This is a genomic window from uncultured Stenotrophomonas sp., from assembly GCF_963519125.1.
Taxonomy (GTDB): Bacteria; Pseudomonadota; Gammaproteobacteria; order Xanthomonadales; family Xanthomonadaceae; genus Stenotrophomonas.
The window spans coordinates 23,836-48,461 of sequence record NZ_CAUQLJ010000027.1 but is presented as its reverse complement, the minus strand read 5'-3'; the positions used below and the strand labels follow the sequence as shown (position 1 = coordinate 48,461).

General features: G+C 66.6%; 20 protein-coding genes and 1 pseudogene. 2 read left to right on the top strand and 19 right to left on the bottom strand.

Features of this window, described 5'->3' with window-relative positions; translation table 11 throughout:
• Positions 1-116: 116 nt before the first annotated feature.
• Positions 117-1,430 carry a polyhydroxyalkanoate depolymerase gene (gene phaZ, locus RYM47_RS17550; RefSeq protein WP_315389595.1) on the bottom strand — a complete coding sequence of 438 codons (1,314 nt, stop codon included), beginning with the start codon at positions 1,428-1,430 and terminating at the stop codon, positions 117-119.
• A 162-nt stretch (positions 1,431-1,592) separates the two neighbouring features.
• Positions 1,593-2,186: a class I SAM-dependent methyltransferase gene (locus RYM47_RS17545; protein WP_315389593.1), complete on the bottom strand. Its 594-nt coding sequence runs from the start codon at positions 2,184-2,186 to the stop codon at positions 1,593-1,595.
• Positions 2,187-2,312: 126 nt separating this feature from the next.
• On the opposite strand from RYM47_RS17545, the gene RYM47_RS17540 reads away from it, so the two are divergent.
• Positions 2,313-2,768: a CopD family protein gene (locus RYM47_RS17540; protein WP_102946699.1), complete on the top strand. Its 456-nt coding sequence runs from the start codon at positions 2,313-2,315 to the stop codon at positions 2,766-2,768.
• 70 nt (positions 2,769-2,838) lie between these two features.
• Here RYM47_RS17540 and RYM47_RS17535 read toward each other — a convergent pair whose 3' ends face one another.
• The 15 genes and pseudogenes from RYM47_RS17535 to RYM47_RS17465 all read right to left on the bottom strand — a co-directional run bounded on the left by RYM47_RS17535 (position 2,839) and on the right by RYM47_RS17465 (position 21,887).
• Positions 2,839-3,798 (bottom strand): acetyl-CoA carboxylase carboxyltransferase subunit alpha, encoded by a 960-nt coding sequence (locus RYM47_RS17535; RefSeq protein ID WP_315389591.1) that lies wholly within the window; start codon positions 3,796-3,798, stop codon positions 2,839-2,841.
• 79 nt (positions 3,799-3,877) lie between these two features.
• Complete coding sequence (gene dnaE / locus RYM47_RS17530; protein ID WP_315389588.1) at positions 3,878-7,468, bottom strand: DNA polymerase III subunit alpha; 3,591 nt, start codon at positions 7,466-7,468, stop codon at positions 3,878-3,880.
• Positions 7,469-7,592: 124 nt separating this feature from the next.
• Complete coding sequence (locus tag RYM47_RS17525) at positions 7,593-8,234, bottom strand: ribonuclease HII (protein WP_315389586.1); 642 nt, start codon at positions 8,232-8,234, stop codon at positions 7,593-7,595.
• A pseudogene (lpxB, locus tag RYM47_RS17520) lies at positions 8,231-9,412 on the bottom strand (lipid-A-disaccharide synthase); the annotation flags it as partial. The pseudogene lpxB and the gene RYM47_RS17525, both read right to left, overlap by 4 nt.
• A complete protein-coding gene (lpxA, locus tag RYM47_RS17515; protein WP_315389584.1) occupies positions 9,409-10,194 on the bottom strand; it encodes an acyl-ACP--UDP-N-acetylglucosamine O-acyltransferase in 786 nt (261 codons plus the stop codon). The pseudogene lpxB and the gene lpxA, both read right to left, overlap by 4 nt.
• Positions 10,191-10,646: a 3-hydroxyacyl-ACP dehydratase FabZ gene (gene fabZ, locus RYM47_RS17510; protein ID WP_315389582.1), complete on the bottom strand. Its 456-nt coding sequence runs from the start codon at positions 10,644-10,646 to the stop codon at positions 10,191-10,193. The genes lpxA and fabZ overlap by 4 nt, the downstream gene beginning before the upstream one ends.
• Entirely contained in the window at positions 10,643-11,665 is a 1,023-nt protein-coding gene (gene lpxD / locus RYM47_RS17505) for a UDP-3-O-(3-hydroxymyristoyl)glucosamine N-acyltransferase (protein WP_315389581.1), read from the bottom strand. Before lpxD ends, fabZ begins: the two co-directional genes overlap by 4 nt.
• A gap of 601 nt (positions 11,666-12,266) precedes the next feature.
• Positions 12,267-14,630, bottom strand: coding sequence for an outer membrane protein assembly factor BamA (gene bamA / locus RYM47_RS17500; protein ID WP_315389579.1), 2,364 nt, complete (start codon positions 14,628-14,630; stop codon positions 12,267-12,269).
• A gap of 73 nt (positions 14,631-14,703) precedes the next feature.
• Positions 14,704-16,062, bottom strand: a complete 1,359-nt coding sequence (rseP, locus tag RYM47_RS17495; protein WP_315389577.1) for an RIP metalloprotease RseP — start codon at positions 16,060-16,062, stop codon at positions 14,704-14,706.
• Positions 16,063-16,096: 34 nt separating this feature from the next.
• Positions 16,097-17,287, bottom strand: a complete 1,191-nt coding sequence (locus RYM47_RS17490; protein WP_315389575.1) for a 1-deoxy-D-xylulose-5-phosphate reductoisomerase — start codon at positions 17,285-17,287, stop codon at positions 16,097-16,099.
• Between the two features lie 2 nt (positions 17,288-17,289).
• Complete coding sequence (locus RYM47_RS17485; protein WP_315389573.1) at positions 17,290-18,114, bottom strand: phosphatidate cytidylyltransferase; 825 nt, start codon at positions 18,112-18,114, stop codon at positions 17,290-17,292.
• Entirely contained in the window at positions 18,111-18,881 is a 771-nt protein-coding gene (gene uppS / locus RYM47_RS17480) for a polyprenyl diphosphate synthase (protein ID WP_315389571.1), read from the bottom strand. Before uppS ends, RYM47_RS17485 begins: the two co-directional genes overlap by 4 nt.
• Before the next feature lie 2 nt (positions 18,882-18,883).
• Positions 18,884-19,438, bottom strand: a complete 555-nt coding sequence (gene frr / locus RYM47_RS17475; RefSeq protein WP_315389569.1) for a ribosome recycling factor — start codon at positions 19,436-19,438, stop codon at positions 18,884-18,886.
• Between the two features lie 96 nt (positions 19,439-19,534).
• Entirely contained in the window at positions 19,535-20,263 is a 729-nt protein-coding gene (gene pyrH, locus RYM47_RS17470) for a UMP kinase (RefSeq protein WP_315389568.1), read from the bottom strand.
• 124 nt (positions 20,264-20,387) lie between these two features.
• Positions 20,388-21,887 carry a GGDEF domain-containing protein gene (locus RYM47_RS17465; protein ID WP_315389567.1) on the bottom strand — a complete coding sequence of 500 codons (1,500 nt, stop codon included), beginning with the start codon at positions 21,885-21,887 and terminating at the stop codon, positions 20,388-20,390.
• 169 nt (positions 21,888-22,056) lie between these two features.
• Here RYM47_RS17465 and RYM47_RS17460 point away from each other — a divergent pair, with 169 nt between their 5' ends.
• On the top strand, positions 22,057-22,752 hold the full coding sequence (locus tag RYM47_RS17460) for an AIM24 family protein (RefSeq protein WP_315389566.1): 696 nt from the start codon (positions 22,057-22,059) through the stop codon (positions 22,750-22,752).
• A gap of 58 nt (positions 22,753-22,810) precedes the next feature.
• On the opposite strand, the gene tsf is transcribed toward RYM47_RS17460, so the two are convergent.
• Positions 22,811-23,692 carry a translation elongation factor Ts gene (gene tsf / locus RYM47_RS17455; RefSeq protein ID WP_315389565.1) on the bottom strand — a complete coding sequence of 294 codons (882 nt, stop codon included), beginning with the start codon at positions 23,690-23,692 and terminating at the stop codon, positions 22,811-22,813.
• A gap of 125 nt (positions 23,693-23,817) precedes the next feature.
• Entirely contained in the window at positions 23,818-24,624 is an 807-nt protein-coding gene (rpsB, locus tag RYM47_RS17450; protein WP_315389563.1) for a 30S ribosomal protein S2, read from the bottom strand.
• Positions 24,625-24,626 lie beyond the last annotated feature (2 nt).

Sequence of the window (24,626 nt, the reverse complement as noted above, 5' to 3'; positions counted from 1 at the left end):
CCCCCCGCCCCGGGGCGCGCTCCCCGGCCCCGGGCCCGGGCCTTAGGGCAACGCATGGGGGGGGGCGTGTGTTGAGCGGGGGGGGGCCCCCCCCCGCCCCCCCCCCCGCAGCGGGTTCACCCCACCTTCTTCCGGATCGGGGTGACGTTGCTGGCGGTCTTTGGCGTCTTCTTCGGCTTTGCCGCTGCCTTGGCATTGGCTGCGAAGAAATCGCGCACCTTCGGGTAGACCGTTTCGCGCCAGCGGCGGCCGCTGAAGATGCCGTAATGGCCTGCGCCTTCGACGATGAAATGCTCGCGGCGCTCGGCGGGGATGCCGGTGCACAGTTCCTGCGCTGCTTCGGTCTGGCCCAGCCCGGCGATGTCGTCCAGCTCGCCTTCGATGCTCAGCAGCGCCGTGCCGGTGATCGCACCGGGATCGACGCGTTCGCCGTTCACGTACCACTCGCCGCGCGGCAGCAGGAATTCCTGGAACACCACGCGGATGGTGTCCAGGTAGTAGCGCGCCGGCATGTCCAGCACCGCGTTGTACTCGTCGTAGAAGCGGCGGTGCGCGTCGGCGTCTTCCATGTCGCCCTTCACCAGGTCGGCATAGAAATCCCAGTGCGAACTGAAATGGCGACTGGGATTCATCGACAGGAACCCGGCGTGCTGCAGGAAGCCCGGATACACGCGGCGGCCTGCGCCCGGATAACCCGGCGGCACGGTGTGGATGACGTTGTTCTCGAACCACGACAGCGGGTTCTGCGTGGCCAGGTTGTTCACTGCGGTCGGGCTGCAGCGGGCGTCGATCGGGCCACCCATCATCACCAGCGTGCGCGGCGTCGGTTCGCCACGGCTGGCCATCAGCGAAACCGCGGCCAGCACCGGTACGGTTGGCTGGCACACGCTCACCACGTGCAGGCGCTCGACACCGAGGTGGCGGATGAATTCCTGGATGTAGGCGATGTAGTCGTCCAGGCCGAATTCGCCTTCGCTGGACGGCACCATGCGCGCGTCCACCCAGTCGGTGACGTACACGCGGTGGTCGCGCAGCAGCGTGCGCACGGTATCGCGCAGCAGCGTGGCGTGGTGGCCCGACAGCGGCGCCACCACCAGCACGAACGGCTGGTTGAGCATCGTGTGCAGCTGGTCGGCTTCATTGCTGTGGCGCTTGAAGCGCAGCAGCTTGCAGAACGGCTTGCTCACTTCCTCGTGCACGACGATCGGCACGCGTTCGCCATCGACGTCGATTTCGTTGATGCCCCACTCGGGCTTCTCGTAATCCTTGCCGATGCGGTGGAACAGTTCATTGACCGCCGCCAGGCGATCAGCACCGGGCATCTGCGACCACCAGTGGCCCTGGTTGGCGAAGAACTTGGCGTTGGCCTGGGCCTGGTGCACCCAGGGGGCGAGCAGGTTGCGGGTCAATTCATGCAGCTGATAGAGCATGACGTCCGAATATGTATGGTCTTATGTTGCCGCGCAGCATATAGCAACCGCGGCGGATGCGCCTTAATAGGCGCTAGTCGCAACGAACCCTGAGATGGCAGAGCAACGCCCTGCGTGGCTGGCTTCCGATCAGGGCATCGCGAAGCCACGCAGGGCGTGGCTCTACCTCGGACGCTCCAGCGCCGCCGCGTGACCCGCCAGCGCCGGCGACAGCCAGCAGTGCGAGCCCAGCGCGGTGAATCCCTCGGCCTTCAAATGCCGCCGATACCACGCCGCCGGGCGGGCCTGGAAACCTTCGTGGTCGCCTTCGAACTCATCCTCGGCGGTGAAGGCCTCCAGGAAGGCCACGCCGGCGGTCAGCTCGGCGAAGCCGGCCAGCGCCGGGCGCAGTTCGCGGGACGGCACGTAATGCATCACATCCGAACACACCAGCAGGTCGACCGGCGCGCAGGGCCGCAGCCAGGCGAAATCGCCGACTGTTGCCGGGTGCAGGTTGCGGCTGCGTCCGTAGCGCTGCACCGCATACGCGCTGCTGTCGAAGCCCATGTACTGCACGCGCGGGCGCAGCTTGAGCAGCGGCGCGCGCCAGGCGCCTTCGCCGGCACCGATGTCCAGCACGCTGCGGATCGGCCGCTCCAGGTAGTACTCGGCACTGGCCACGGCCAGCGCGACCTTGCGTGCAAGGCGCGCCGCGCCACCGGTCTGGTCGGGCTGGTACCAGCGCTGGAAATAGGCCTGGTCGTAGGTCTTGGACATGGAAGCAGTGGGCAGGCGGGAAAACGGAGCCCATGGTACCGCGCTGCGTCAAACCGTCGCGCATGCGTGCGCGCACGGAATCGGCCAGAATGAACGACATCCCAAGCCAGCCGACGGAGCAAGCGCATGCAGTCCTACTACTGGGTCAAGACCTTCCACCTGGTGTTCGTGGTGGCGTGGATGGCGTCGGTGTTCTACCTGCCGCGGATCCTGGTCAACCTGAGCGAGACCGCTGGCCAGCTGCCGGTGATCGAGCGGCTGCAGTTGATGGGCCTGCGTCTGTACCGCTTCGGCCACATGATGTTCGGCTTCGCGCTGATCCTGGGGCTGGTGCTGTGGCTGGGTTACAAGGTGATTCCGGACTTCCCGACCATGGTCGCGCCGGGCGCGGCGGGGTGGCTGCATGCCAAGCTGGGACTGGTGGTGCTGCTGCTGGTGTATTTCAGCTGGACCGGGCGGCTGTTGAAGGGCGCGGTGAAGGGAAAGGTGCTGCCGTCCTCGCGCGCGCTGCGCTGGTTCAATGAATTGCCTCTGGTGTTGTTTGTCGGGGTGGTGTGGTTGGTGTTGGCTAAACCGTTCTAAGGTGCCGGACATCCACGCAAAAAAAAACCGGGCGAAAGCCCGGTTTTTTATTGCACGAAACAACGGCGCATCACGCCGCTTCGTACGCCCCGTAACTCCGCAGGCGCTCATAGCGCTTCTGCAGCAGGTCTTCCGTGGTCAGCCCTTCCAGCGCATCCAGCTCATTGAGCAGCACGGCCTTCAAACGCTTGGCCATCTGCGCCGGATTACGGTGTGCACCCCCGGTCGGCTCGCGCACGACCTTGTCGACCAGGCCCAAGCTCTTCAAGCGCGGGGCGGTCAAACCCAGCTGCTCTGCAGCGTCCTTGGCCTTGCCCGCATCCTTCCAAAGGATCGAGGCGCAACCTTCCGGGCTGATCGTCGAATACACGCTGTATTCCAGCATCAGGGTGCGGTCGCCCACGCCCAGCGCCAGTGCGCCGCCGGAGCCGCCTTCACCGATCACGGTGCAGATCACCGGCACCTTCAGCTCGGCCATCTCCATCAGGTTGCGCGCGATCGCCTCGGACTGGTTGCGCGACTCGGCGTCGATGCCGGGCCAGGCACCGGCGGTGTCGATCAGGGTCAGCACCGGCAGGCCGAAACGCTCGGCCATCTTCATCAGGCGCAGGGCCTTGCGGTAGCCCTCCGGCTTGGGCATGCCGAAGTTGCGCTTGATCTTTTCCTTGGTATCGCGGCCCTTCTGGTGGCCGATCAGCATCACCGAACGGCCACCAATGCGGGCCAGGCCGCCGATGATCGCCTTGTCGTCGGCGAAGGCGCGGTCGCCGGCCAGCTCCTGGAACTCGTCGCAGATGATCCGGATGTAGTCGGCGGTGTACGGGCGCGACGGATGCCGGGCCAGCTGCAGCACCTGCCACGAGGTCAGGTTGCGGAAGATCTGGGCGGTGCGCAGGCGCAGCTTGTCCTGCAGGGTGCGCACTTCGGCCTCGACATTGACCGCCGGGCCGGCGCTTGCGCTGCGCAGCTCCTGGATCTTTGCCTCCAGATCAGCGATGGGTTGCTCGAAGTCGAGGTAGTTCGGATTCATCGGAAGCCGTCGTGAAGTAAAGAGGGAAAGTGTAGCCGAATGCGTCGAAATGCCCCGTACGGGGTCGTCTGGTACTGGCCTAGTTGGCCCACGGCGGACTGTAGCGCACCTTCAGTGTGCGTACCGCCGGATCGGCGCGCAGGGCGTCCACCAGCTGGCTGTCCACGCGCACGGCGACGTCGCCGGCCACGTCCAGCATGCCGGCCACCGGGCCCTGTTCGGAGCCGAGCAGCAGGTCCAGGCGCAGGGGCGTACGGCCGGGGCGGTGACGGTCGAGAAGGGCGTTGACCCGGCTCCAGACCGGCTCGCCCTGGCGCAGGTCGAGGCGGAGCGACAGGCGGGTGGCGTAATTGGCGCAGATTTCCTCGAAGTCCCAGCACTGGCGGATGCGCAGGGCGTAACCGCCGTTGAACTCGTCTTCGCGCAGGCCGCCCTTGACCACCAGAATGCGGTCCTTGGTCATCAGGTGGCCGAACTCGGCCAGGCCGTCGGTGAAGGCGCTGCACTCGACCCGGCCCTTGCCGTCCTCGAGCTGCATGAAGATCTGGCTTTCGCCCTTGCGGCGCACGCCGACCACCAGGCCGGCCAGGATCACCGGGGTCTCCTGGCGCCAGGCGCGCTTCTCGCCGTCCTTGCTCGGCCGGGCAGGGGGGATGAGCTTTTCCAGCATGCCCAGGTCGGTGCCGACCAGTTCCTTGACGTCGTCGGCATGCGGGTCGAACGGATGCCCGCTGAGATAGAAGCCCAGGGTTTCGCGTTCGCCGTCCAGCAACTGGCCCAGCGCCCACTCTTTGGCTTCGGGCAGGTCCAGCTGCAGCGCGGTGCTGACCGGATCCGGCGCGCCGAACAGCGAGTTCTGCCCGGAGGCCTTCTCGCGCGACATCTGGTCGGTGGCCTTGAGCACTTCGGGAAGCTGCAGCATCAGCGAGGCGCGGTTCCTGCCGAGGCCGTCGAGCGCGCCGCAGTTGATCATCGCTTCGAGGGTGCGCCGGTTGAGCTTGCCCGACTCGATGCGCATGCAGAAATCGAGCAGCGATTCGTAACGGCCCTTGGCCACGCGTTCGTCGACCACCGCTTCGCACGCACCCTGGCCGACGCCCTTGATCGCGCCGAGGCCGTACTGGATGGTGTCCGGGCTGGAGGCCTCGAACATGTACGCCGACTCGTTCACGCGCGGCGGCAGCACGGTCAGGCCGAGGTTGCGCACTTCGGCGAGGAAGCCCACCACCTTGTCGGTGTTGTCCATGTCCGAGGACAGCGTGGCGGCCATGAATTCGGCTGGATAGTGCTTCTTGAGCCAGGCGGTCTGGTAGCTGACCAGCGCGTAGGCGGCAGCGTGCGACTTGTTGAAGCCGTAGCCGGCGAACTTCTCCATCAGGTCGAAGATTTCATCGGCCTTGGGGCCTTCCACGCCGCCCTTGGCCGCGCCTTCGCGGAAGATCTCGCGGTGCTTGGCCATTTCCGCCGGCACCTTCTTGCCCATCGCGCGGCGCAGCAGGTCGGCGCCGCCGAGCGAGTAGTCGCCCACGATCTGCGCCATCTGCATCACCTGCTCCTGGTACACCATGATGCCGTAGGTGTCCTTCAGGATCGCTTCGGTGCGCGGATCGGGATAGATGATTTCTTCCTGGCCGTGCTTGCGCGCGTTGAACGAAGGAATCAGGTCCATCGGGCCAGGGCGGTACAGCGACACCAGCGCGATCAGGTCTTCGAAACGGTCGGGGCGCGCGTCCTTCAGCAGGCGGCGCATGCCCGAGGATTCGAACTGGAATACCGCGCCGGTGTTGCCGTTGGCGAAGATGTCCTTGTAGGTGGGCGTGTCGTCGAGCGGAATCGCGGCGATGTCCACCGGCGGGATGCCGGCGCGCTCGTGGCGCTTGTTGATCGCCTTCACCGCCCAGTCGATGATGGTCAGCGTGCGCAGGCCGAGGAAGTCGAACTTCACCAGGCCCACTTCTTCCACGTCGTTCTTGTCGAACTGGGTGACCGGGTTCTTGCCCAGCCCGTTCTCGTCGTGTTCGGCGTACAGCGGGCAGAACTCACTCAGCGGCTCGGGCCCGATCACCACGCCACCGGCATGCTTGCCGGCGTTGCGGGTCAGGTCTTCCAGCTGCAGCGCCAGGTCGATCAGGTCGCGGACATCGTCCTCGGTCTCGTAGCGCTGGATCAGTTCGGCCGAGGCCATTTCCGAGCTGGGGCCTTCCTTGCCCTTGCCCAGTGCATCCTTCAGGTGGATGCCGAGGATGTTCGGGATCAGCTTGGAAACACCATCGACCAGGCCGTACGGGAAGCCCAGCACGCGGCCGGAGTCGCGCACCACCGCCTTGGCGGCCATGGTGCCGTAAGTGATGATCTGGCTGACGCGCTCGCGCCCGTACTTGCGCGCGACGTAGTCGATCACCTCGTCGCGGCGGTCCATGCAGAAGTCGATGTCGAAGTCGGGCATCGACACGCGTTCGGGGTTGAGGAACCGCTCGAACAGCAGGTTGTACGGGATCGGGTCGAGGTCGGTGATCTGCAGCGCCCAGGCCACCAGCGAGCCGGCGCCGGAGCCACGGCCGGGGCCGATCGGAATGCCCTGGTTCTTGCCCCACTGGATGAAGTCGGCCACGATCAGGAAGTAGCCGGGGAAGCCCATCTTGATGATGGTGGCGAGCTCGAACTCGAGACGCTCGAAATAGTCTTCGCGGGTCTTGCCGGCGGCCAATGGATTCTTTTCCAGGCGCGCGTCCAGGCCCTTGCGCGATTCGCTGCAGATCCAGCTGTCCAGCGTTTCGTTGTCGGGCACCGGGTAGTCGGGCAGGAAGTAGGTGCCCAGGCGCATTTCCATGTTGCAGCGCTGCGCCAGCGCCAGCGTGTTGTCGATCGCGTCGGGAATGTCGGCGAACAGCGCGCACATCTCTTCGGGCGACTTCAGGTACTGCTGTTCGCTGTAGTCGCGCGGGCGCTTGGGATCGTCCAGCACGCGGCCGGAGGAAATGCAGACGCGCGCTTCGTGGGCGCTGAAGTCGTCCGGACGCAGGAAGCGCACGTCGTTGCTCGCGACCACCGGCAGGCCGCGCTGGCCGGCGGCCATCAGTGCGAACTGGTTGAAGGCCTCTTCGCCATCGCGCCCGGTGCGGGTCAGTTCCAGGTGCAGGCCGTCGCCGAACACGCGCTGCCAGTCGGCCAGCTGCTGTTCGGCCAGGTCGTGACGGCCGTCGCCGGCCAGGCGTCCGGCCAGGCTGTCGCGGCCGGCCAGGGCAAACAGGTTGTGGCAACCGGCCTTCAGCCAGTCCGGATGCACGGCGACGCCGCCTTCAGGGCGGTGGCCTTCCATCCAGGCGCGGGTCAGCAGGCGCGAGAGGCTCAGGTAGCCTTCGCGGTCGCGGCACAGCAGGGTCATGCGCCAGGGCGTCATGCCCTCTTCGGCGATCATGATGTCGGCGCCGGCGATCGGCTTGATGCCGACGGTTTCGGCGGCCTTGTAGAACTTGACCAGCGCGAACAGGTTGTTCAGGTCGGTCACTGCCAGCGCAGGCAGGTTCAGTTCGACCGCGCGGCTGAGCAGGTTGGCCTGCTTGGCCTTCTTCGGGTCAGCCTGATCCGGTTTCGCCGGGACACGGATGGTCGAATCCGCCAGCGAAAATTCGGTGTGGACGTGCAGATGTACGAAACGGGAAGTGGTCATGCCGGGCCAATGTAATGCCCGGTCAGGGTAGCGGTGCGGACCAAGCCGGACAAGGCTTGACATCCCCGGGCTTCAGGCGGGGATGTCCGGTGGATTCAGCCACGCCCTGCGTGGCTGCGCCATATCAGGCGGTCACGCAGTCCCTGACCGGCGCGAAGCTCTGCCGATGGTGGGCGCACGGCCCATGCGCGCGCAGTGCGGCCAGGTGGGCCGGGGTGCCATAGCCCTTGTGCTGGTCGAAGCCGTATTCGGGATGCTGTTCATGCAGCTGCAGCATGTAGCGGTCGCGGCTGACCTTGGCCAGGATCGAGGCGGCCATGATGGCGCGGTCGAGGGCGTCGCCACCGATCAGCGCCTCGGCCGGGCAGGGCAGGCCCTTGGGCACCTTGTTGCCGTCGATACGGGCGAACTGGGCCACGTGCGACACGGCTTCAACGGCGCGGCGCATGCCCAGCATGGTGGCCTGGAAGATGTTGAGGGTGTCGATCTCGTGGACCTCCACCATCACGACGTGGAAGGCCAGGGCGCGCTGCTGGATCCGGTCGAACAGCTGGTCGCGGCGCAGCGCGGTGAGCTGCTTGGAGTCGTCCAGGCCGTTCAGGCGCGGGCGGTCGGGGCAGAACACCACGGCGGCCACGGCGACCGGGCCGGCCAGCGGGCCGCGACCGGCTTCGTCGACGCCGGCCACGTAGCGTGGGGCAACGGTGGCCAGGGCGGCGCCGTCGAACAGCGCCAGCGAGGCGGCAGCGGCGTGGCGCCGGCTCATGCCGGGGCGCCGGGGGCGGCGCCCCGTGCGAGCAGTTCGGCGACGGCGTCGGCGGCGCGTGCGGAGGCGTCCTGGCGCAGCTGCAGGTGCAGCTGCTCGTAGGTCGGCTGGATGTCGAGACCCCGCTGCGGGTTCTCGAACCACTGCTCGATGGCGTCGGCGAGTTTGTCCGGCACGCAGTCGTGCTGGATCAGTTCGGGCGCCAGGTCCTTGCCCGCCAGGATGTTGGGCAGGGCGAAGCGGTCGACCTTGATCAGGCCCAGCGCCTTGACGATGCGGTAGGTCAGCTCGGCGACGCGGTAGCCCACCACCATCGGGCGCTTGACCAGCATGGCTTCCAGGGTGGCGGTGCCGGAGGCGAGCACGACCACGTCGGCGGCGATCATCGCGGTGCGGGCCTGGCCGTCGAGCACGTGCGAGTAGGCCACCGGCAGCGCGGAGCGCGAGAGCTGTTCGGTGATCAGGCGGCGGCAGGCCGGGTTGGCGGCGGGCACCACCACGTGCAGGCCGGGGATGCGTTCGGAGACCTGCCAGGCGGCTTCGAAGAACGCTTCGCCGAGCTTGCTGATCTCGCCCAGGCGGCTGCCGGGCAGCACGGCCAGGACCTTGGCGTTGGCGGGCAGGCCGAGCGCAACGCGCGCGGCTTCGCGGTCGTTGTGCAGCGGAATATCGTCGGCCATCGGATGCCCGACAAAGCGCGCGTCGATGCCATGGCGGGCGTAGATCGGCGGTTCCATCGGGAACAGGCACAGCACCAGGTCGGCGCTGGCGCCGATCTTCTCGGCGCGCTTTTCGCGCCAGGCCCAGACCGAGGGGCTGACGTAGTGCACGGTGCGCACGCCGCGTTCCTTCAGCCAGCGCTCGACGCCGAGGTTGAAGTCGGGCGCGTCGATGCCGATGAACACATCCGGCTGCCACTCGAGCACGCGGTTGCGGAAGGCCTTGCGCAGCTTGAGCAGGCGCGGCAGGTGGCGCAGCACTTCGGTCAGGCCCATGACGGCCAGTTCGCTGGCGTCGAACCAGGTCTGGCAGCCGGCGTTGCGCATGGCGTCGCCGCCGATGCCGGCGAATTCGGCATCGGGGAAACGCTGTTGCAGTTCACGCACCAGGCCGGCGCCCAACAGGTCGCCGGAGGCTTCGCCGGCGACCAGGGCGATCCGCAGCGGGCGGCCGGTCATCGCAGCAGCGGCCTCTCGGCGTGCTCGATGAAGTCCAGCATGTCCTTGACGTCGGGGCTGTGCGCGGCCTGTTCGGCCAGCTGGACCTTGGCTTCGGCCAGCGGCAGGCCGGCCACGTACAGGGTGCGGTAGGCGCGCTTGATGCTGGCGATGCGCTCGGCGTCGAAGCCACGGCGCTTGAGGCCTTCGCTGTTGATGCCGCGCGGACGGCCGAGCGAGTCGCTGCCGACCATGGTGAACGGTGGGACGTCGCCATTGGTGAGCGCACCCATGCCGAGGAAGGCGTGGGCGCCGATCCGGCAGAACTGGTGGGCACCGGCGAAGCCGCTGATGATGACGTAGTCGCCTACGGTGACGTGGCCGGCCAACGTGGTGTTGTTGGAGAACACGCAGTTGTTGCCCACGTGGCAGTCGTGCGCGACATGGGTGTAGGCGAGCATCCAGTTGCCGTTGCCGATGGTGGTGATGCCACCGCCACCGCCGGTACCGCGGTTGAGGGTGACGAATTCGCGGAACACGTTGTCGTCGCCGATCACCAGTTCGGTGCGTTCGCCGGCGTACTTCTTGTCCTGCGGTTCGCCGCCCACGGCCACATGGCCGATGAAGCGGTTGTTGCGGCCGATCCGGGTCGGGCCGTGGATGGAGCAGTGCGGGCCGACTTCGGTACCTTCACCGATCTCGACGTCGGCACCGATCAGGCAGAACGCACCGACACGCACATCCGCCGCCAGTTTCGCCGACGGGTCGATGACCGCGGTGGGGTGGATGAGCGGCGCGCTCATTCGCGGGTGCCGGCGCAGAGGACTTCGGCGCAGGCGACGACTTCGCCGTCGACCTTGGCCATGCAGTCGTAGACGGCCATGTTGCGGATGACGCGCTTGATCTGGACATGCATTTCGAGCACGTCGCCGGGGACGACCTGCTTGCTGAAACGGGCCTTGTCGACCTTGACCATGTAGAACAGCTTGGACTGGGCATCGCGGCCGAGGGTGAGCTGGGTCAGGACGCCGCCGGCCTGGGCCATGGCTTCGATGATCAGCACGCCGGGCATGATCGGCTGGGTGGGGAAGTGGCCCTGGAAGAACGGTTCGTTGATGCTGACGTTCTTGGTGGCGACGATGGTGCGGTTCTCGTAGTCGATGGAAACGACCTTGTCGACCAGCAGGAAGGGGTAGCGGTGCGGGATCAACGCCTGGATCTGGGTGATGTCCGGCAGCTTCTGTTCGTGGCTCATTCCTTCTCCTTGCTTACAGACAGGATGCGACGGGCCAGGGCATCAAGCTGCTTGAAGCGCGCGGCGTTCTTGCGCCACGTGCGGTTGTCGGTCAACGGGGTACCGGAGGAATATTCGCCCGGTTCGGTAATGGAGTTGCGCACGACGGACTTGCCGGTGATGACCACCTTGTCGCAGATCTCGAGGTGGCCGACGACGCCGACGGCGCCGCCGAGCAGGCAGTAGCGGCCGATCTTGGCGCTGCCGGCGATGCCAGTGCAGCCGGCGATGGCGGAGTGGGCACCGATCTGGACGTTGTGGGCGATCTGGACGAGGTTGTCCAGGCGGACGTCGTTGTCGAGCACGGTATCTTCAAGGGCGCCACGGTCGACGCAGGTGTTGGCGCCGATCTCGCAGTCGTCGCCGATGCGCACGCCGCCAAGCTGGGGCACCTTGATCCAGCTGCCGGCGTCCATGGCGAGGCCGAAGCCGTCTGCACCGAGCACGGCGCCGGGATGGATGCGCACACGCTTGCCGATCCGGACGCGGGTGACGAGGGTGACGCGGGCGATCAGTTCGCAGCCGGTGTCGAGGGTGCAGTCTTCGCCGATGATGCTGCCGGGGCCGATGATGCAGTTTTCGCCGACGACGCTGCGGGCGCCGATGGTGACGAAGGGGCCGATGTGGGCGCTGGCGGCGATCTGGGCGTCGGGGTCGATGACGGCGCTGGGGTGGATGCCAGGCGGCCGGGTCGGGGCGATGTCGAACAGCGCGGCGATCTTGGCGAAGGTGGTGTAGGGGTCCTTGGCGATCAGCGCGGTGGCGGGGGCCGCCTCGGCGTCGTCGGCGCGCAGCACCACGATGCCGGCCTGGCTGTCGGCCAGCTGGGTCCGGTAGCGCGGGTTGGCCAGGAAGGTCAGCTGGCCGGGGCCGGCATGGGCAAGCGTGGCCACGCCACGGATGGCGGTGCTGCCATCACCATGGACCTGCAGGCCAAACTGCTCGGCGAGTTGCTGGGCGGTATAGGTAGGAGTGTTCACGGCGGAAGTTTACCGTGTGGCGTGACTTCGGTCATGTTTGGCCGGTTTTGGTTGGGCCACGCTGGGTCTGGTGGTTGTTTGGGGGGTATGGGGTTGCATGGGCTGCGGTAGAGCCGGGCTCTGCCCGGCTGCTGCTGGATTCAGGCGAACAGCCTTGGGGTGTGCGGTTTCCCTGGCTTGGGCCGCCCGGTGCCGGTTTGCGGGGTCGCCGTAAACCCATCCATGGGGGCTAAGCGGTCGCCATCCATGGCGCCGATTCCCCCGCAAACCGCCCCCGGTCGACCCTTTGACAGTGGGTCGGTGGCCAAGGCAACAGCGGGTGCCGGCCGTTTGCCGGCTGTGCGGTACCGATCATTTTCATGCGTTACCGGGCGCGGAGGATTTCACGGCGGTCGTTTGGGAACCGACCCTACCAAAGCGGGCCGGCGCACCATGTCGAATCCGCGTAGTGACACGCCACGCGTGTCTGCCATTCCCGACCGCACACGACCCTGCCCGGCGGCCGCCCCAGCACGGAGAAATTGAAACGCTGCCGTTGGCTTCAACTGCAAACAAAAAAGCCGGGCAATGCCCGGCGTTTCTGCAATCTGCGGCGGCTGGATTAGAACTGGCCGCCGAACGTGAACTGCAAGCGCTCGATTTCGTCTCCGTCTTCCTTCTTCAACGGGAAGGCATAGCTGATCGAGATCGGGCCGACCGGGGCGCGCCAGAGGAGGGCGACACCGGCCGAGGCACGCAGTTCGTTGGCCTTGAAGTTGTCCACGCCGTTGTACACGTTGCCGACGTCGAAGAACGCCGAGACGCGGGCCGAGGGGCTGTCGAACAGGCGCGGGAAGTAGGCTTCGACCGAACCGACGGTCTTCAGCGAACCACCCAGCGGCTGGCCTTCCGGATAGCCGTTGGTGACTTCGCGCGGGCCGAGGGTGTTGTCTTCGAAGCCACGCACCGAGTTGGTACCGCCGGCGTAGAAGTTCTCGAAGAACGGCAGGCCGCTGGCGGTCACCATACGGGTGGTGCCGTCCGGGTTGGTCAGCGTGCGGGTGTAGTCGTTGCCATAGGCATCGCCGTAGCCCACTTCGGCACGGGTGTTGATCACCAGCGACGGCATGATCGGCCAGTACTTGCTGATCTGGTAGTTCAGCTTGTAGTACTCGATGGTCGAACCCGGCAGCGTGGTTTCCAGGCCGATGCGCTGGTAGGTACCGCGGGTCGGCATGAAGTAGTCGTTGCGCGAGTCACGCGCCCAGCCCAGCTCGGTGCGCCAGGCATGGAACGTGCGCTTACCGACGGCGTTGATGTAGTCGATGATCGACTGCGGGGTCGAGCCCTGGTAGGTGGTGATCTGGTTGCTGTCGATGCCGAACATCAGCGAGACGGTATCGGTCTCGGTGATCGGCACGCCGAACACCACCTGCGCCGAACCATTGGTGCTGTTGTACTGCGCGGTGTTGAAGTCGGAGTAGTCCAGCTCGCGCCAGGACAGGTTGTAGCCCAGCGACACGCCGTCATCGGTGAAGTACGGGTTGGTGTAGCTGAAGCCGTAGCGCTGCAGGTAGCTGCTGCGCGAGGCTTCGACCGACACGCGGTTGCCGCCGCCGAGGAAGTTGTTCTGCGACAGCTGCACCGAGGTGGTCATGCCGTAGGACTGCGAGTAGCCCAGGCCGAACACGAAGCTGCCGGACGTGGTTTCCTTGACGTTGTAGACGACGTCGACCTGGTCGTTGCTGCCGCTGACGGCCGGGGTTTCCACGTCCACCGACTCGAAGTAGCCCAGGCGCTGCAGGCGGATCTTGGAGCGGTCGATCGCGGCCTGCGAGTACCAGCTGTTCTCGAACTGGCGCATTTCGCGACGCATCACTTCGTCGGACGTACGCGTGTTGCCACGGAACAGGATGCGACGCACCGACACGCGCGGGCCGGGCACGACCTGCATGTTGATCGCCACGGTCTGCTCGGGGCGGTTGGTGGTCGGGATCGGGTTCACCTTGGCGAACGCGTAGCCGATGTTCGACAGCGAGTTGGTGATGGTGTCCGAGCTGAATTCCAGCAGCGCACGCGAGAACGTGTCGCCGGACTTCTGGATCACCATGCGCTCGACGTCCTCCTGCGGGAGGATCGTGTCGCCGCTGACCTTGATCTCGGAGATCTTGTACTGCGCACCCTCGGTCACGCCGGCGGTGAGGAACATGTCGCGCTTGTCGGGGCTGATCGACACCTGGGTCGAATCAATGCTGAAGTCGACATAGCCGCGGTCGAGGTACCAGGAATTGAGCTTTTCCAGGTCGCCGGACAGCTTTTCCTTGGAGTACTGGTCGTCACGGCGGTACCACGACGCCCAGTTGTGCTCCTTGGACTCCCAGGTCTCCAGGATGTCCTTGCTCTCGAACTTCTCGGTGCCGACCAGGTTGACGTGACGGATCTTGGCCGCCTTGCCTTCCTTGATGGCGATCGCGATGTCCACGCGGTTGCGGTCCAGCGGGCTCACCGTCGGGGTGATCTCGACGTTGTATTTGCCACGGTCGTTGTACTGGCGGCGAAGCTCCTGGGTCACGCGGTCCAGGCTGAGGCGGTCGAAGGTGCCGCCCTCGCTCAGGCCGATGTCGCTCAGGCCCTTCAACAGCTGGTCGCTCTTGATGTCCTTGTTGCCGGTCACGGTGAGCTTGTTGATCGCCGGGCGTTCCTTGACCGTGACCACCAGGATGTCGCCCTGGCGCTGCAGCTGCACGTCTTCGAAGAAGCCGGTCTTGTACAGGGCGCGGATGGACTCGCCGACCTTGTTGTCGGTCAGGGTCTCACCGCGTTCCACCGGCAGGTAGGTGAACACGGTACCGGAGGTGATGCGCTGCAGGCCGTCGACACGGATGTCGCTGACGGTGAAGGGCTCGGCTGCCTGGGCCAGAGCAGGCGCGCCGAAGACGGCAGCAAGTGCAAGGGCAAGCAGGCGGCGATTGGGGAGTCGCGTCATGTCACGTCCGGTTGGAGTCGAATACGTTGTTTCGGGATGCCGGCGCATAAGACGACGACAAAAGGGTAAAAGTTCATCGCGGGACCAGACCGAGGATGTCGTTGTAGAACGCCAGTCCCATCAGTCCGGCCAGCATGGCAAGGCCGATGTATTGGCCGGTCGCCATGGCACGCTCGCTCAGCGGGCTGCCCTTGACCAACTCAATAAGGTAATACAGCAGGTGCCCGCCGTCCAAGATGGGGATGGGCAACAGATTTATGATGCACAGGCTGAGCGAGAGCACGGCCAGGAACCAGAGGAACCAATCGAGCCCGCGCTGGGCGGTCTGGTTGGCCACGCGGGCAATGGTGACCGGGCCGGAAACGTTCTGCAGCGAGGCATTGCCGGTGACGATGCGGCGCATCATGCCCAGCGAATCGCTGGCTGCACGCGCGGTTTCGCGCAGCGCCGCCGGGATCGCTGCCAGCGGGCCGTACTGCAGGGTGGTGTCGTAGGCCGGTGCGCTGGACTGCGGGAAACCCACCCCGACCTGCCAGGTGGGCTGGCCACGACCGTCCTTGCCCTGGCGCGGGGTGATTTCCAGCGCCAGGCGCTCGCCGCCGCGCAGCACCTCGACCATCCCGGGGCCGCCACGCTTGCCCAGCGCCTGGATGGCCGGGGAGACCTGGTCGGCCGCGTCGATGCGCTCGCCGTCCACGGCCACGATCAGGTCGCCGGGCAGCAGCACGCCCTGCGCCGCCGAATCGGGCACGACCTGCTCGACCATGGCCGGCTGCAGGTGGAACTGCCAGGTGAGTCCGGCCAGCGAAGACACCCAGCGTTCGTCGAAACCGGCCGGCAGCTGCGACAGCGGCAGGGTGCGGGTGCGCACCCGGTCCTGCGCGTCGCGCACTTCCACCTGGGCATCGTGGCGGTCCATCGCGGCGGTGGTCAGTGCCATCGCGGCCTGGCTGGCGGTGACCACGCTGCGCGCGTCGACGCTCAGCACGCGGTCGCCGGCCTGCAGCCCTGCCGCCTGGGCCATGCCGGTGGTGCGGCCGATGGTGGCCGAGTAGTCCTGCTTGCCCAGCACGAACATTGCCCAGAGCAGGGCCACGCACAGGATCAGGTTGGCCAGCGGGCCGGCCGCGACGATGGCGATGCGCTGCCAGACAGTCTTGTGGTTGAAGGCCAGGCCGCGCTCGGCCGGATGCACCTCGACCTCGCGCTCGTCCAGCATCTTCACGTAACCGCCGAGGGGAATGGCGGCGATGGCGAACTCGGTGCCATTGCGGTTGCGACGCATCCACAGCGGGCGGCCGAAGCCGACCGAGAAGCGCAGCACCTTCACTCCGCAGCGGCGCGCCACCCAGTAATGACCGAATTCATGGAAGGTCACCAGCACGCCAAGGCTGACGATCATCCACCAGACGGAGCCGATGAATTCACCCATGGTGGAGGTCGCTGGAAAGGAGCGGGAAGGGCATTCAGGCGTGGTCGATGGCGGCTTGGGTGATCTGTCGGGCGCGCTGGTCGGCGGCCAGCAGGCCCTCCAGTGTATCGGCGGACGCTGCCGGCAGTGTTGAAAGTGCGTTAGCGACCAGCTCTGGAATGGCTAGGAAAGCGATCCGCCCCTGAAGAAACGCTGAAACGGCGATTTCATTGGCCGCATTGAGGATCGCCGGGGCGGTGCCACCGGCGGCCATCGCCTGCCAGGCCAGCGCCAGGCACGGGAACGCCTCGGTGTCGGGCGCTTCGAAATCCAGCCGGCCCTGGGCCAGCAGGTCCAGCCCGCCCACGCCCGATTCGATGCGCTGCGGCCAGCCCAGGCCCACCGCCAGGGTGGTGCGCATGTCCGGCAGGCCCATCTGGGCGAGGGTGGAGCCGTCGACGAATTCCACCAGCGAATGCACCAGGCTCTGCGGGTGGACCAGCACCTCGATGCGCTCGCCGGGGATGTTGAACAGGTGGTGGGCCTCGATGACTTCCAGCCCTTTGTTCATCAACGTCGCCGAATCCACCGAGATCTTCGGGCCCATCGACCACTTCGGGTGGGCAACGGCCTGGGCGGGGGTGACCCTGGCCAGCTCGGCCCTGCTGCGCCCACGGAACGGGCCGCCGGAGGCGGTGAGCAGGATCCGGCGGACACCGGCCTGGTCCAGGCTGGCATCGCGCGAGCGCAGGCACTGGAAGATGGCGCTGTGTTCGCTGTCGATCGGAATGATCTCGGCGCCGGCGGCGCTGGCGCGGCGGGTCAGCAGCTCCCCGGCCAGCACCAGCGATTCCTTGTTGGCCAGCAGGATGCGCTTGCCGGCATCGGCCGCGGCCAGGGTCGAGGATAGTCCGGCCGCGCCGACGATGGCGGCCACCAGGGTGTCGCAGGCATCGCTGGCGGCCAGCTGGTCGAGCGCGGCGGCGCCGGCGTGCGCCTCGGTGTCCAGGCCGGCCGCGCGCAGACCGTCGCGGAGCTCAGCGTAGCGGTCTTCGTCGGCAATCACCGCATGCAGCGGGCGGTGCGCGGCACACAGGGCCAGCAGCGCCTGCACCTGGGTGCCCGCGGCGAGCACGGTGGCACGGTAGCGGTCCGGGTGGCGGGCGATCACGTCCAATGCGGACGCGCCGATCGAGCCGGTGGCACCGAACACGGCAACCCGGCGGGGAGCAGAAGCGCTGTGCATGGTCAGAACCCGAAGATTTCCTTGCCCAGCGCGAACACCGGCAGCGCGGCCAGCACGCCGTCGATGCGGTCCAGCACGCCGCCGTGGCCCGGGATGATGTGGCCCGAGTCCTTGGCGCCGGCATGGCGCTTGATCAGGCTTTCGTACAGGTCGCCCAGCACCGACGCGAACACGCTGACCACGGCGGTGATGACCAGGCCGACCACATGGTCTGGGCTCACACCGGCGATCCAGCCGAACAGCAGCGCCACGGCGAGGCCGGCCAGCATGCCGCCGCCCAGCCCTTCCCAGGTCTTGTTGGGGCTGATCCGCGGCGCCAGCTTGGTCCGGCCCAGGCTGCGCCCGGCGAAGTAGGCGCCGGAATCGGCGGCCCAGACCACAGCCAGGGCGGTCAGCAGCCACAGGTGGCCGTTGTCGCCGCTGGCGTGAATGAGTACCAGCGAGGCCCAGGCCGGCACGATCGCCAGGCTGCCGGCAAGCAGCTTGAGCGCGCGCGCCGGGCTGCCCGGTTCGGCACCGAAGGTGAAGAAGCGCAGCCACAGCAGGGCCAGCAGCCACCAGCCGATGCCGACCAGTGCGGCGATCTGGTAGAGCACCAGCGAGCCGGCGTCGGCCCACACGATGAGCACCATCAGCACCAGGTTCAGTACCAGCAGTACGGTGCGCGCCAGGGTGTCTTCCACGTCGGCCAGCTTCAGCCATTCCCACAGGCCGATCAGGAACACGGCGGCGGCGGCGGCGGCGAGCCACTGGGTGGGCAGCAGCAGGATGGCCGCAATGGCGAGCGGCGCCATGATCAGGGCGGCGATGACGCGGGTCTTGGTCATGGGGTCGAGGTCTCGGTGGCCTGGGCGGCGATCTGGGCGCTGGTCAGGCCGAAGCGGCGTTCACGGACAGCGTAGGCGTCCAGCGCCTGCTGCAGGATGGCGGCGTCGAACTCGGGCCACAGCACCTCGGTGAACCACAGTTCGGTATAGGCCAGCTGCCACAGCAGGAAATTGCTGACGCGGGTATCGCCGCCGGTGCGGATGAACAGGTCCGGCGCGGGCAGGTCGGCCAGTGCGACGCGGCTGCCGAGCAGCGCTTCATCGATCTGGTCGGGCAGCAGGCGACCGGCCGCGACCTCGGCGGCCAGTTCGCGTGCGGCACGGGCGATGTCCTGGCGGCCGCCGTAGCTGGCGGCAATGCTCAGGGTGAGCGTGCTGTTGCCGGCGGTGCGCTGCTCGGCCAGCTGCATGCGGCTGACCAGCCCCGCACCGAAGCGCTCGCGTTCGCCGATGAAGCGCACGCGCACACCGCGGCGGTGGAGTTCATCCACCTCGCGGTCGAGGGCATTGAGGAACAGCTTCATCAGCGCATCCACCTCGTCGCTCGGCCGGCCCCAGTTCTCGCTGGAGAAGGCAAACAACGTGAGCGCGGCGATACCGCGCTCCAGGCAGAAGTCGATGGTGCGGTTGACCGCACGCGCGCCGGCACGGTGGCCGATCACGCGCGGACGGCGCCGCTTCTGCGCCCAGCGACCGTTGCCATCCATGATGATGGCAACGTGGCGGGGCACGGCGGTGCTGGGGCTGCTGGTCGGGGTCTGGCTCATGCTCAGACCGCCATCAGTTCCTTTTCCTTCTCGGCGACCACACTGTCGACGTCCTTGATGGACTTGTCAGTCAGCTTCTGGATGTCGTCTTCGCCGCGCTTCTTGTCGTCTTCGCTGATCGCCTTGTCCTTGATCAGGGCAGCGATCGCCTTGTTGGCGTCCTGGCGGATGTTGCGCACGGCGATCTTGGCGCCTTCGCCTTCCTTCTGCACCTGCTTGGCCAGCTCCTTGCGGCGCTCTTCGGTCGGCGGCGGCATGTTGATGCGGATCGCGGTGCCCAGGGTGTTCGGGGTGAACTCGGCGTTGTAGAGCCCCTTTTCGATCTCCTTGATCATGCTCTTGTCGAACGGCGTGACCAGCAGCGAGTGGGCGTCGGCGTTGGAGATCGATGCGACCTGGTTCAGCGGGGTGCTGGCGTTGCCATAGGCGCTGACCGTGACGCGGTCCAGCAGGGCCGGGGTGGCGCGGCCGGTGCGGATCGAGGTGAGGGTGTGCTTCAGAGCGTCGATGCTCTTGGCCATGCGCGTCTGCGCGTTGTTCTTGATGTCGTTGAGCATCGCCCGGTCCTGGGTGTAACTGGAATCGGGCGATTATAGGCGAATACGGGACGCTGCCGGGCCTGAATCGGCCCGGAGCTCGCCTGGCGCTCAGGCTCAGGCCGGATCGCGGCCCTGGACCAGGGTGCCGATGTTCTCGCCGCTGAGGATCTTCAGCAGCTCGCCCGGCTGGCCCATGTCGAACACGCGCATCGGCAGGTCGCTGTCGCGGGCCAGTGCGAAGGCCGCCGTATCCATCACCTCCAGGCCGCGGCGGATCACTTCGTCGTAGCTCAGGCTGTCGAAGCGGACCGCGTCGCTGTGCTTGTTCGGGTCCTTGTCGTACACGCCATCGACCTTGGTCGCCTTCAGCAGCAGGTCGGCACCGATCTCGATCGCACGCAGCGCGGCGCCGGAGTCGGTGGTGAAGAACGGGCTGCCGACGCCAGCGGCGAAAATCACCAGGCGGCCCTTTTCCAGGTGGCGGATGGCGCGGCGGCGGATGTAGTCCTCGCACACGTCGTTGATCTTGATCGCGCTCATCACGCGGGCCTTGGCGCCCAGCTTCTCCAGCGCGTCCTGCATGGCCAGCGCGTTGATCACCGTGGCCAGCATGCCCATCTGGTCGCCGGTGACGCGGTCCATGCCGCCCGCGGCCAGGCCGGCGCCGCGGAAGATGTTGCCGCCGCCGATGACCAGCGCCACTTCGGCACCGGCCTGCTGGGCTTCGATCACTTCACGCGCCAGGCGGTTGATCACCTTGGGGTCGATGCCATAGTCCTCGTCTCCCATCAGCGCCTCCCCGGAAACTTTCAGCAGGATGCGGCGATAGGTGAGATTGGACATGGTGGCCTCTGGATGCGTGGAAAACGCGGGAATTCTACTGGAAGCGGCGGCGCTCGGCGTGGAAATTTTGTTGCGCTGCGGCGGAGGCCTGCCACAGCGCGCGATGGCCGGTTCCTGAGCCCATTCAGGCCGGCGCGGTACTGGGCGAACGCGCGATCACGCGGTTGCGCCCCAGGTTCTTGGAACGGTAAAGCACGTCGTCGGCGGCCTTCAACAGGTCCTGAACATCGGCAAAACGCTCATAACCGCCCTGGGTGGCCACGCCCGCCGAGAACGTGATGAACAACGGGCCGCTGGCCACCTCGGCCATGGGCGTGTTGACGATGCTGGCCAACACCCGGCGCACGACTTCGAGCGCCACGGTTTCGGTGGTATTGGGCAGCAGCGCAATGAACTCCTCGCCGCCGAAGCGCGCCACGGTATCGCTGTTGCGCAGGTGTTCCTGCAGCTTGCCGGCGAACGCCCGCAGCACCTGGTCACCGAGCAGGTGGCCGTGTGCGGCGTTGATCTTCTTGAAATCGTCCAGGTCGATGAACGCCACCGACAGCGGCCAGCCATGCCGGGTCGCGCGGAGGAATTCCTGCTCCAGCACTGCCTCCAGCTGGCGGCGGTTGAGCACGCCGGTCAACGCGTCGCGGTGGGCCTGTTCGGCCAGCCGGTTGGCGCGCGCCTCGAACTCGTCGGCGCGCTGCCGGGCCAGGGCGGCGTCCTGCATTTCGCGCAGGTTGCGCAGGGTCGCCAGCTCCTGGGCATGGTCGATCAGCTGCTGTACCCGGGCCGGCGAAATCAGGGTGGTTTCGAACAGCGCGCTGATCTCCGGGAGGGCCTCGCCGATCCGGGCCAGCACCTGGTCGAACTGGGCGCTGTCCAGCTGCAGGGTCTCATTGACCCGCTGCAGCGCCTTTTCGCGCGCGGCGTCCGCATCGGCGCTGAGCCAGATGTCCGCAACAGCACCGGAAAGCGCCACGCAGGCCTGGAAGGTGTCCTCCGGGGTGGCCGGCGCCTCGCTGTGCGCGATCGCCTCGACCAGGTAGCGCGGCAGGTCCCACTGTTCGGCCATCCACGCACCGACTTCGGCGTGGTTGCAGTCCAGCTGTTCCCGCTCCAGCGCCAGCAGCTCGTCGTTGTCGCGGGCCTCGCGCAGCAGCGGCAGGTACCGGTCCGGCTCGCTCTGGGCCAGCACCAGCACCCCGATGTCCTGCAGCAGGCCGGCCAGCATCAATTCTTCGGCCTTGCGCAGACCGCGCGCCTGGCCCAGCAGGCTGGCCGCCAGCGCGCTCAGGATGCTGCGCCGCCAGGCCCGTGCCCGCACGTCCTGGCCCTGGCCCGGCGCGGCCAGGTTCTGGGTCACGGTGAAGCCCAGCGCCAGGCTGATGGTGGCGTTCAGCCCCAACATGGTCAGCGCCTGGCCCAGGTTCTCGATCCGGCGGCGGCTGGCATACAGCGGCGAATTGGCGATGCGCAGCATGCGCGCGCTGAGCGCCATGTCGATCGCGATCACGTCGGCGGCCGTGGTGATGTCGGTTTCCGGATCCTGCGCCAGCTCAATGATGCGCAGCGCGATACCGGGCGGCGAGGGCAGGTTGCGGCAGAGCGCCAGGACGGCTGTCAGCTCGGGAGGCATGATGGGAATACTGAAGTGATGTGGCAAGAATACATGGAGTGCGTCACAGTTTTGAGTGCCGGCTCTTGCGCAGGACAATGATGTCTTAGGTACCACATTCGCCACCGAATGGGCGAGTGCCACCCGCTGCGCAGTACCATTCGCCTTCCCAGAAAACGGAAGTGGCCACATGGCAGTGAAAACCCTCAGCGAATTCCTTTCCAGCACCCGCGAAAAAGATATCAGCGCCGATGCTTTCGAACTCGAAAGCCCGCACCTGCTGGAAGTCCGGGTCAACGGCCTGGTCTGGGCCAAGGCCGGGTCCATGGTTGCGCGCAAGGGCGCCGTCAAATTCACCCGCCAGGGCATCCTCGAGCAGGGCCTTGGCACCCTGCTGAAGAAAATGGTCAGCGGTGAAGGCCTGCAGCTGATGAAAATCGAAGGGCAGGGCCGCGCCTACCTGGCCGACGCCGGCAAGCAGGTCACCCTGCTGCGCCTGGCCGGCGAGTCGATCTTCGTCAACGGCAACGACGTGCTCGCCTTCGAAACCGGCATCGAGTCGAAGATCACCATGATGCGCCGCGTCGCCGGCATGCTTTCCGGCGGCCTGTTCAACATGCGCCTGAGCGGCCACGGCATCGTCGCCATCACCTCCCACTACGAACCGCTGACCCTGCCGGTCACCGCCCAGGGCGGCCCGGTATTCACCGACCCCAATGCCACGGTCGCCTGGTCGGGCACGCTTACCCCGGACATCGTCACCGACATGTCGCTTGGCACGCTGGTAGGAAGAGGCTCGGGCGAGACCCTGCAATTGAAGTTCGCAGGGGAGGGCTGGGTAGTGGTACAGCCCTATGAGGAAGTCACCTTCCAGGCCAAGGGCTGATCCAAAAAAAAAAGCCCGGCGCGAGCCGGGCTTTTTTCGTAATCGCTGAGCGGCGATATCAGGCCAGACCGGCCTGCTTCATCACTTCGGCAGCGTAGTCTTCCACCACCTTCTCGATGCCTTCGCCCACGATCAGCAGCTTGAAGCCGACCACGTCGGCCTTGGCCGCAGTGACGACCTGCTCGACGGTCTTGTCGCCGTCCAGCACATAGCTCTGGCCGTACAGGGTCACGTCGCTGACGATCTTGTTCAGCTTGCCGCTGATGATCTTTTCCAGAATGTCGGCCGGCTTCGACTTGTCCTTCTCGGACATCTTCGCCAGTTCGATTTCCTTTTCCTTTTCCACGAACTCGGCCGGCACATCGCCTGCCTTGTTGTGCGGCGGCTTCATCGCAGCCACGTGCATCGCCAGGCCACGGGCCAGTTCCGGCGTACCGCCGGTCAGGTCCACCAGCACGCCGACCTTGCCGTTGGTGTGCACGTACGCACCGATGTTGCCGGTGGTGTCGACCTGCACCATGCGACGGATCTGGATGTTTTCACCCAGGGTCTGCACAGCGATGGCGCGCGCTTCTTCCACGGTCTGGCCGGTCGGCAGCGCGGCGCCCTTCAGGGCTTCCACGTCGGCAGCGCCGGATTCCAGGGCGGCAGTCGCGACCGCGTCCACGAACGACTTGAAGTTCGAGTCGTTGGCAACGAAGTCGGTTTCCGAGTTGACTTCGACCAGCACGGCCTTGCCGTCCTTCTGGGCCAGGCCCAGACGGCCTTCAGCGGCCACGCGGTCAGCCTTCTTGTCGGCCTTGGCAGCGCCGGACTTGCGCATCGCCTCGGCGGCAGCGTTGATGTCGCCGTTGGCTTCGGTAAGCGCGCGCTTGCACTCCATCATGCCGGCGCCAGTGCGCTCACGCAGTTCCTTGACCAGGGAAGCAGTGATTTCCATGGGAATTCCTCACTAAAGAAAGGGGTTGGGCCGGCATGGTGGCCGGCCCGTGTGACAGAACCCTGTCACCGCGCCATCGGCAGCGGACAGGAGCGGTGGGCGCCGGGCGCCCACCGTGGCCTGGATCAGGCCTGGGCTTCGCCCTTGTCGGCAGCAGCCTTCTTGGCCGGAGCGCGGCGGGCCGGCTTGGCTTCTTCGCCAGCAGCGGCGTCGGCGAAGTCTTCTTCACGGACGGTCGCAGCGTGCGGCGCGGCAGCCTTGCCTTCCAGCACGGCGTCGGCAGCAGCGCGGGCGTACAGCTGCACCGCACGGATGGCGTCGTCGTTGCCCGGGATCGCGTAATCGACCAGTTCCGGGTTGTAGTTGGTGTCGACCACCGCGATCACCGGAATGCCGAGCTTCTTGGCTTCCTTGATGGCGATGTCTTCGTGGCCGATGTCGATCACGAAGATCGCGTCCGGCAGACGGTTCATGTCCTTGATGCCGCCCAGCGAAGCTTCCAGCTTGTCGCGCTCACGACGCAGGCCCAGCACTTCGTGCTTGACCAGCTTCTCGAAGGTGCCGTCGGTTTCGCCGGCTTCCAGTTCCTTCAGGCGGGCAACCGACTGCTTCACGGTACGGAAGTTGGTCAGCGTGCCACCCAGCCAACGCTGGTTCATGAACGGCATGCCGCAACGCTCGGCTTCTTCGCGGATCGACTCGCGTGCGCTGCGCTTGGTGCCCAGGAACAGGATGGTGCCGCGCTTCTGCGCGATGCTGGAAATGAAGTTCATCGCGTCATTGAAGAGCGGAACGGTCTTTTCCAGGTTGATGATGTGGATCTTGCCGCGGGCGCCGAAGATGTACGGAGCCATCTTCGGGTTCCAGTAGCGGGTCTGGTGGCCGAAGTGGACGCCGGCTTCCAGCATCTGACGCATGGTGACCTGGGGCATTG

Excerpts from the sequence above, each read along its gene's own strand:
- phaZ (WP_315389595.1), bottom strand. The coding sequence starts at position 1,430 with ATGCTCTATCAGCTGCATGAATTGACCCGCAACCTGCTCGCCCCCTGG.
- RYM47_RS17545 (WP_315389593.1), bottom strand. The coding sequence starts at position 2,186 with ATGTCCAAGACCTACGACCAGGCCTATTTCCAGCGCTGGTACCAGCCC.
- RYM47_RS17540 (WP_102946699.1), top strand. The coding sequence starts at position 2,313 with ATGCAGTCCTACTACTGGGTCAAGACCTTCCACCTGGTGTTCGTGGTG.
- RYM47_RS17535 (WP_315389591.1), bottom strand. The coding sequence starts at position 3,798 with ATGAATCCGAACTACCTCGACTTCGAGCAACCCATCGCTGATCTGGAG.
- dnaE (WP_315389588.1), bottom strand. The coding sequence starts at position 7,468 with ATGACCACTTCCCGTTTCGTACATCTGCACGTCCACACCGAATTTTCG.
- RYM47_RS17525 (WP_315389586.1), bottom strand. The coding sequence starts at position 8,234 with ATGAGCCGGCGCCACGCCGCTGCCGCCTCGCTGGCGCTGTTCGACGGC.
- lpxA (WP_315389584.1), bottom strand. The coding sequence starts at position 10,194 with ATGAGCGCGCCGCTCATCCACCCCACCGCGGTCATCGACCCGTCGGCG.
- fabZ (WP_315389582.1), bottom strand. The coding sequence starts at position 10,646 with ATGAGCCACGAACAGAAGCTGCCGGACATCACCCAGATCCAGGCGTTG.
- bamA (WP_315389579.1), bottom strand. The coding sequence starts at position 14,630 with ATGACGCGACTCCCCAATCGCCGCCTGCTTGCCCTTGCACTTGCTGCC.
- rseP (WP_315389577.1), bottom strand. The coding sequence starts at position 16,062 with ATGGGTGAATTCATCGGCTCCGTCTGGTGGATGATCGTCAGCCTTGGC.
- RYM47_RS17490 (WP_315389575.1), bottom strand. The coding sequence starts at position 17,287 with ATGCACAGCGCTTCTGCTCCCCGCCGGGTTGCCGTGTTCGGTGCCACC.
- RYM47_RS17485 (WP_315389573.1), bottom strand. The coding sequence starts at position 18,114 with ATGACCAAGACCCGCGTCATCGCCGCCCTGATCATGGCGCCGCTCGCC.
- uppS (WP_315389571.1), bottom strand. The coding sequence starts at position 18,881 with ATGAGCCAGACCCCGACCAGCAGCCCCAGCACCGCCGTGCCCCGCCAC.
- frr (WP_315389569.1), bottom strand. The coding sequence starts at position 19,438 with ATGCTCAACGACATCAAGAACAACGCGCAGACGCGCATGGCCAAGAGC.
- pyrH (WP_315389568.1), bottom strand. The coding sequence starts at position 20,263 with ATGTCCAATCTCACCTATCGCCGCATCCTGCTGAAAGTTTCCGGGGAG.
- RYM47_RS17465 (WP_315389567.1), bottom strand. The coding sequence starts at position 21,887 with ATGCCTCCCGAGCTGACAGCCGTCCTGGCGCTCTGCCGCAACCTGCCC.
- RYM47_RS17460 (WP_315389566.1), top strand. The coding sequence starts at position 22,057 with ATGGCAGTGAAAACCCTCAGCGAATTCCTTTCCAGCACCCGCGAAAAA.
- tsf (WP_315389565.1), bottom strand. The coding sequence starts at position 23,692 with ATGGAAATCACTGCTTCCCTGGTCAAGGAACTGCGTGAGCGCACTGGC.
- rpsB (WP_315389563.1), bottom strand. The coding sequence starts at position 24,624 with ATGCCCCAGGTCACCATGCGTCAGATGCTGGAAGCCGGCGTCCACTTC.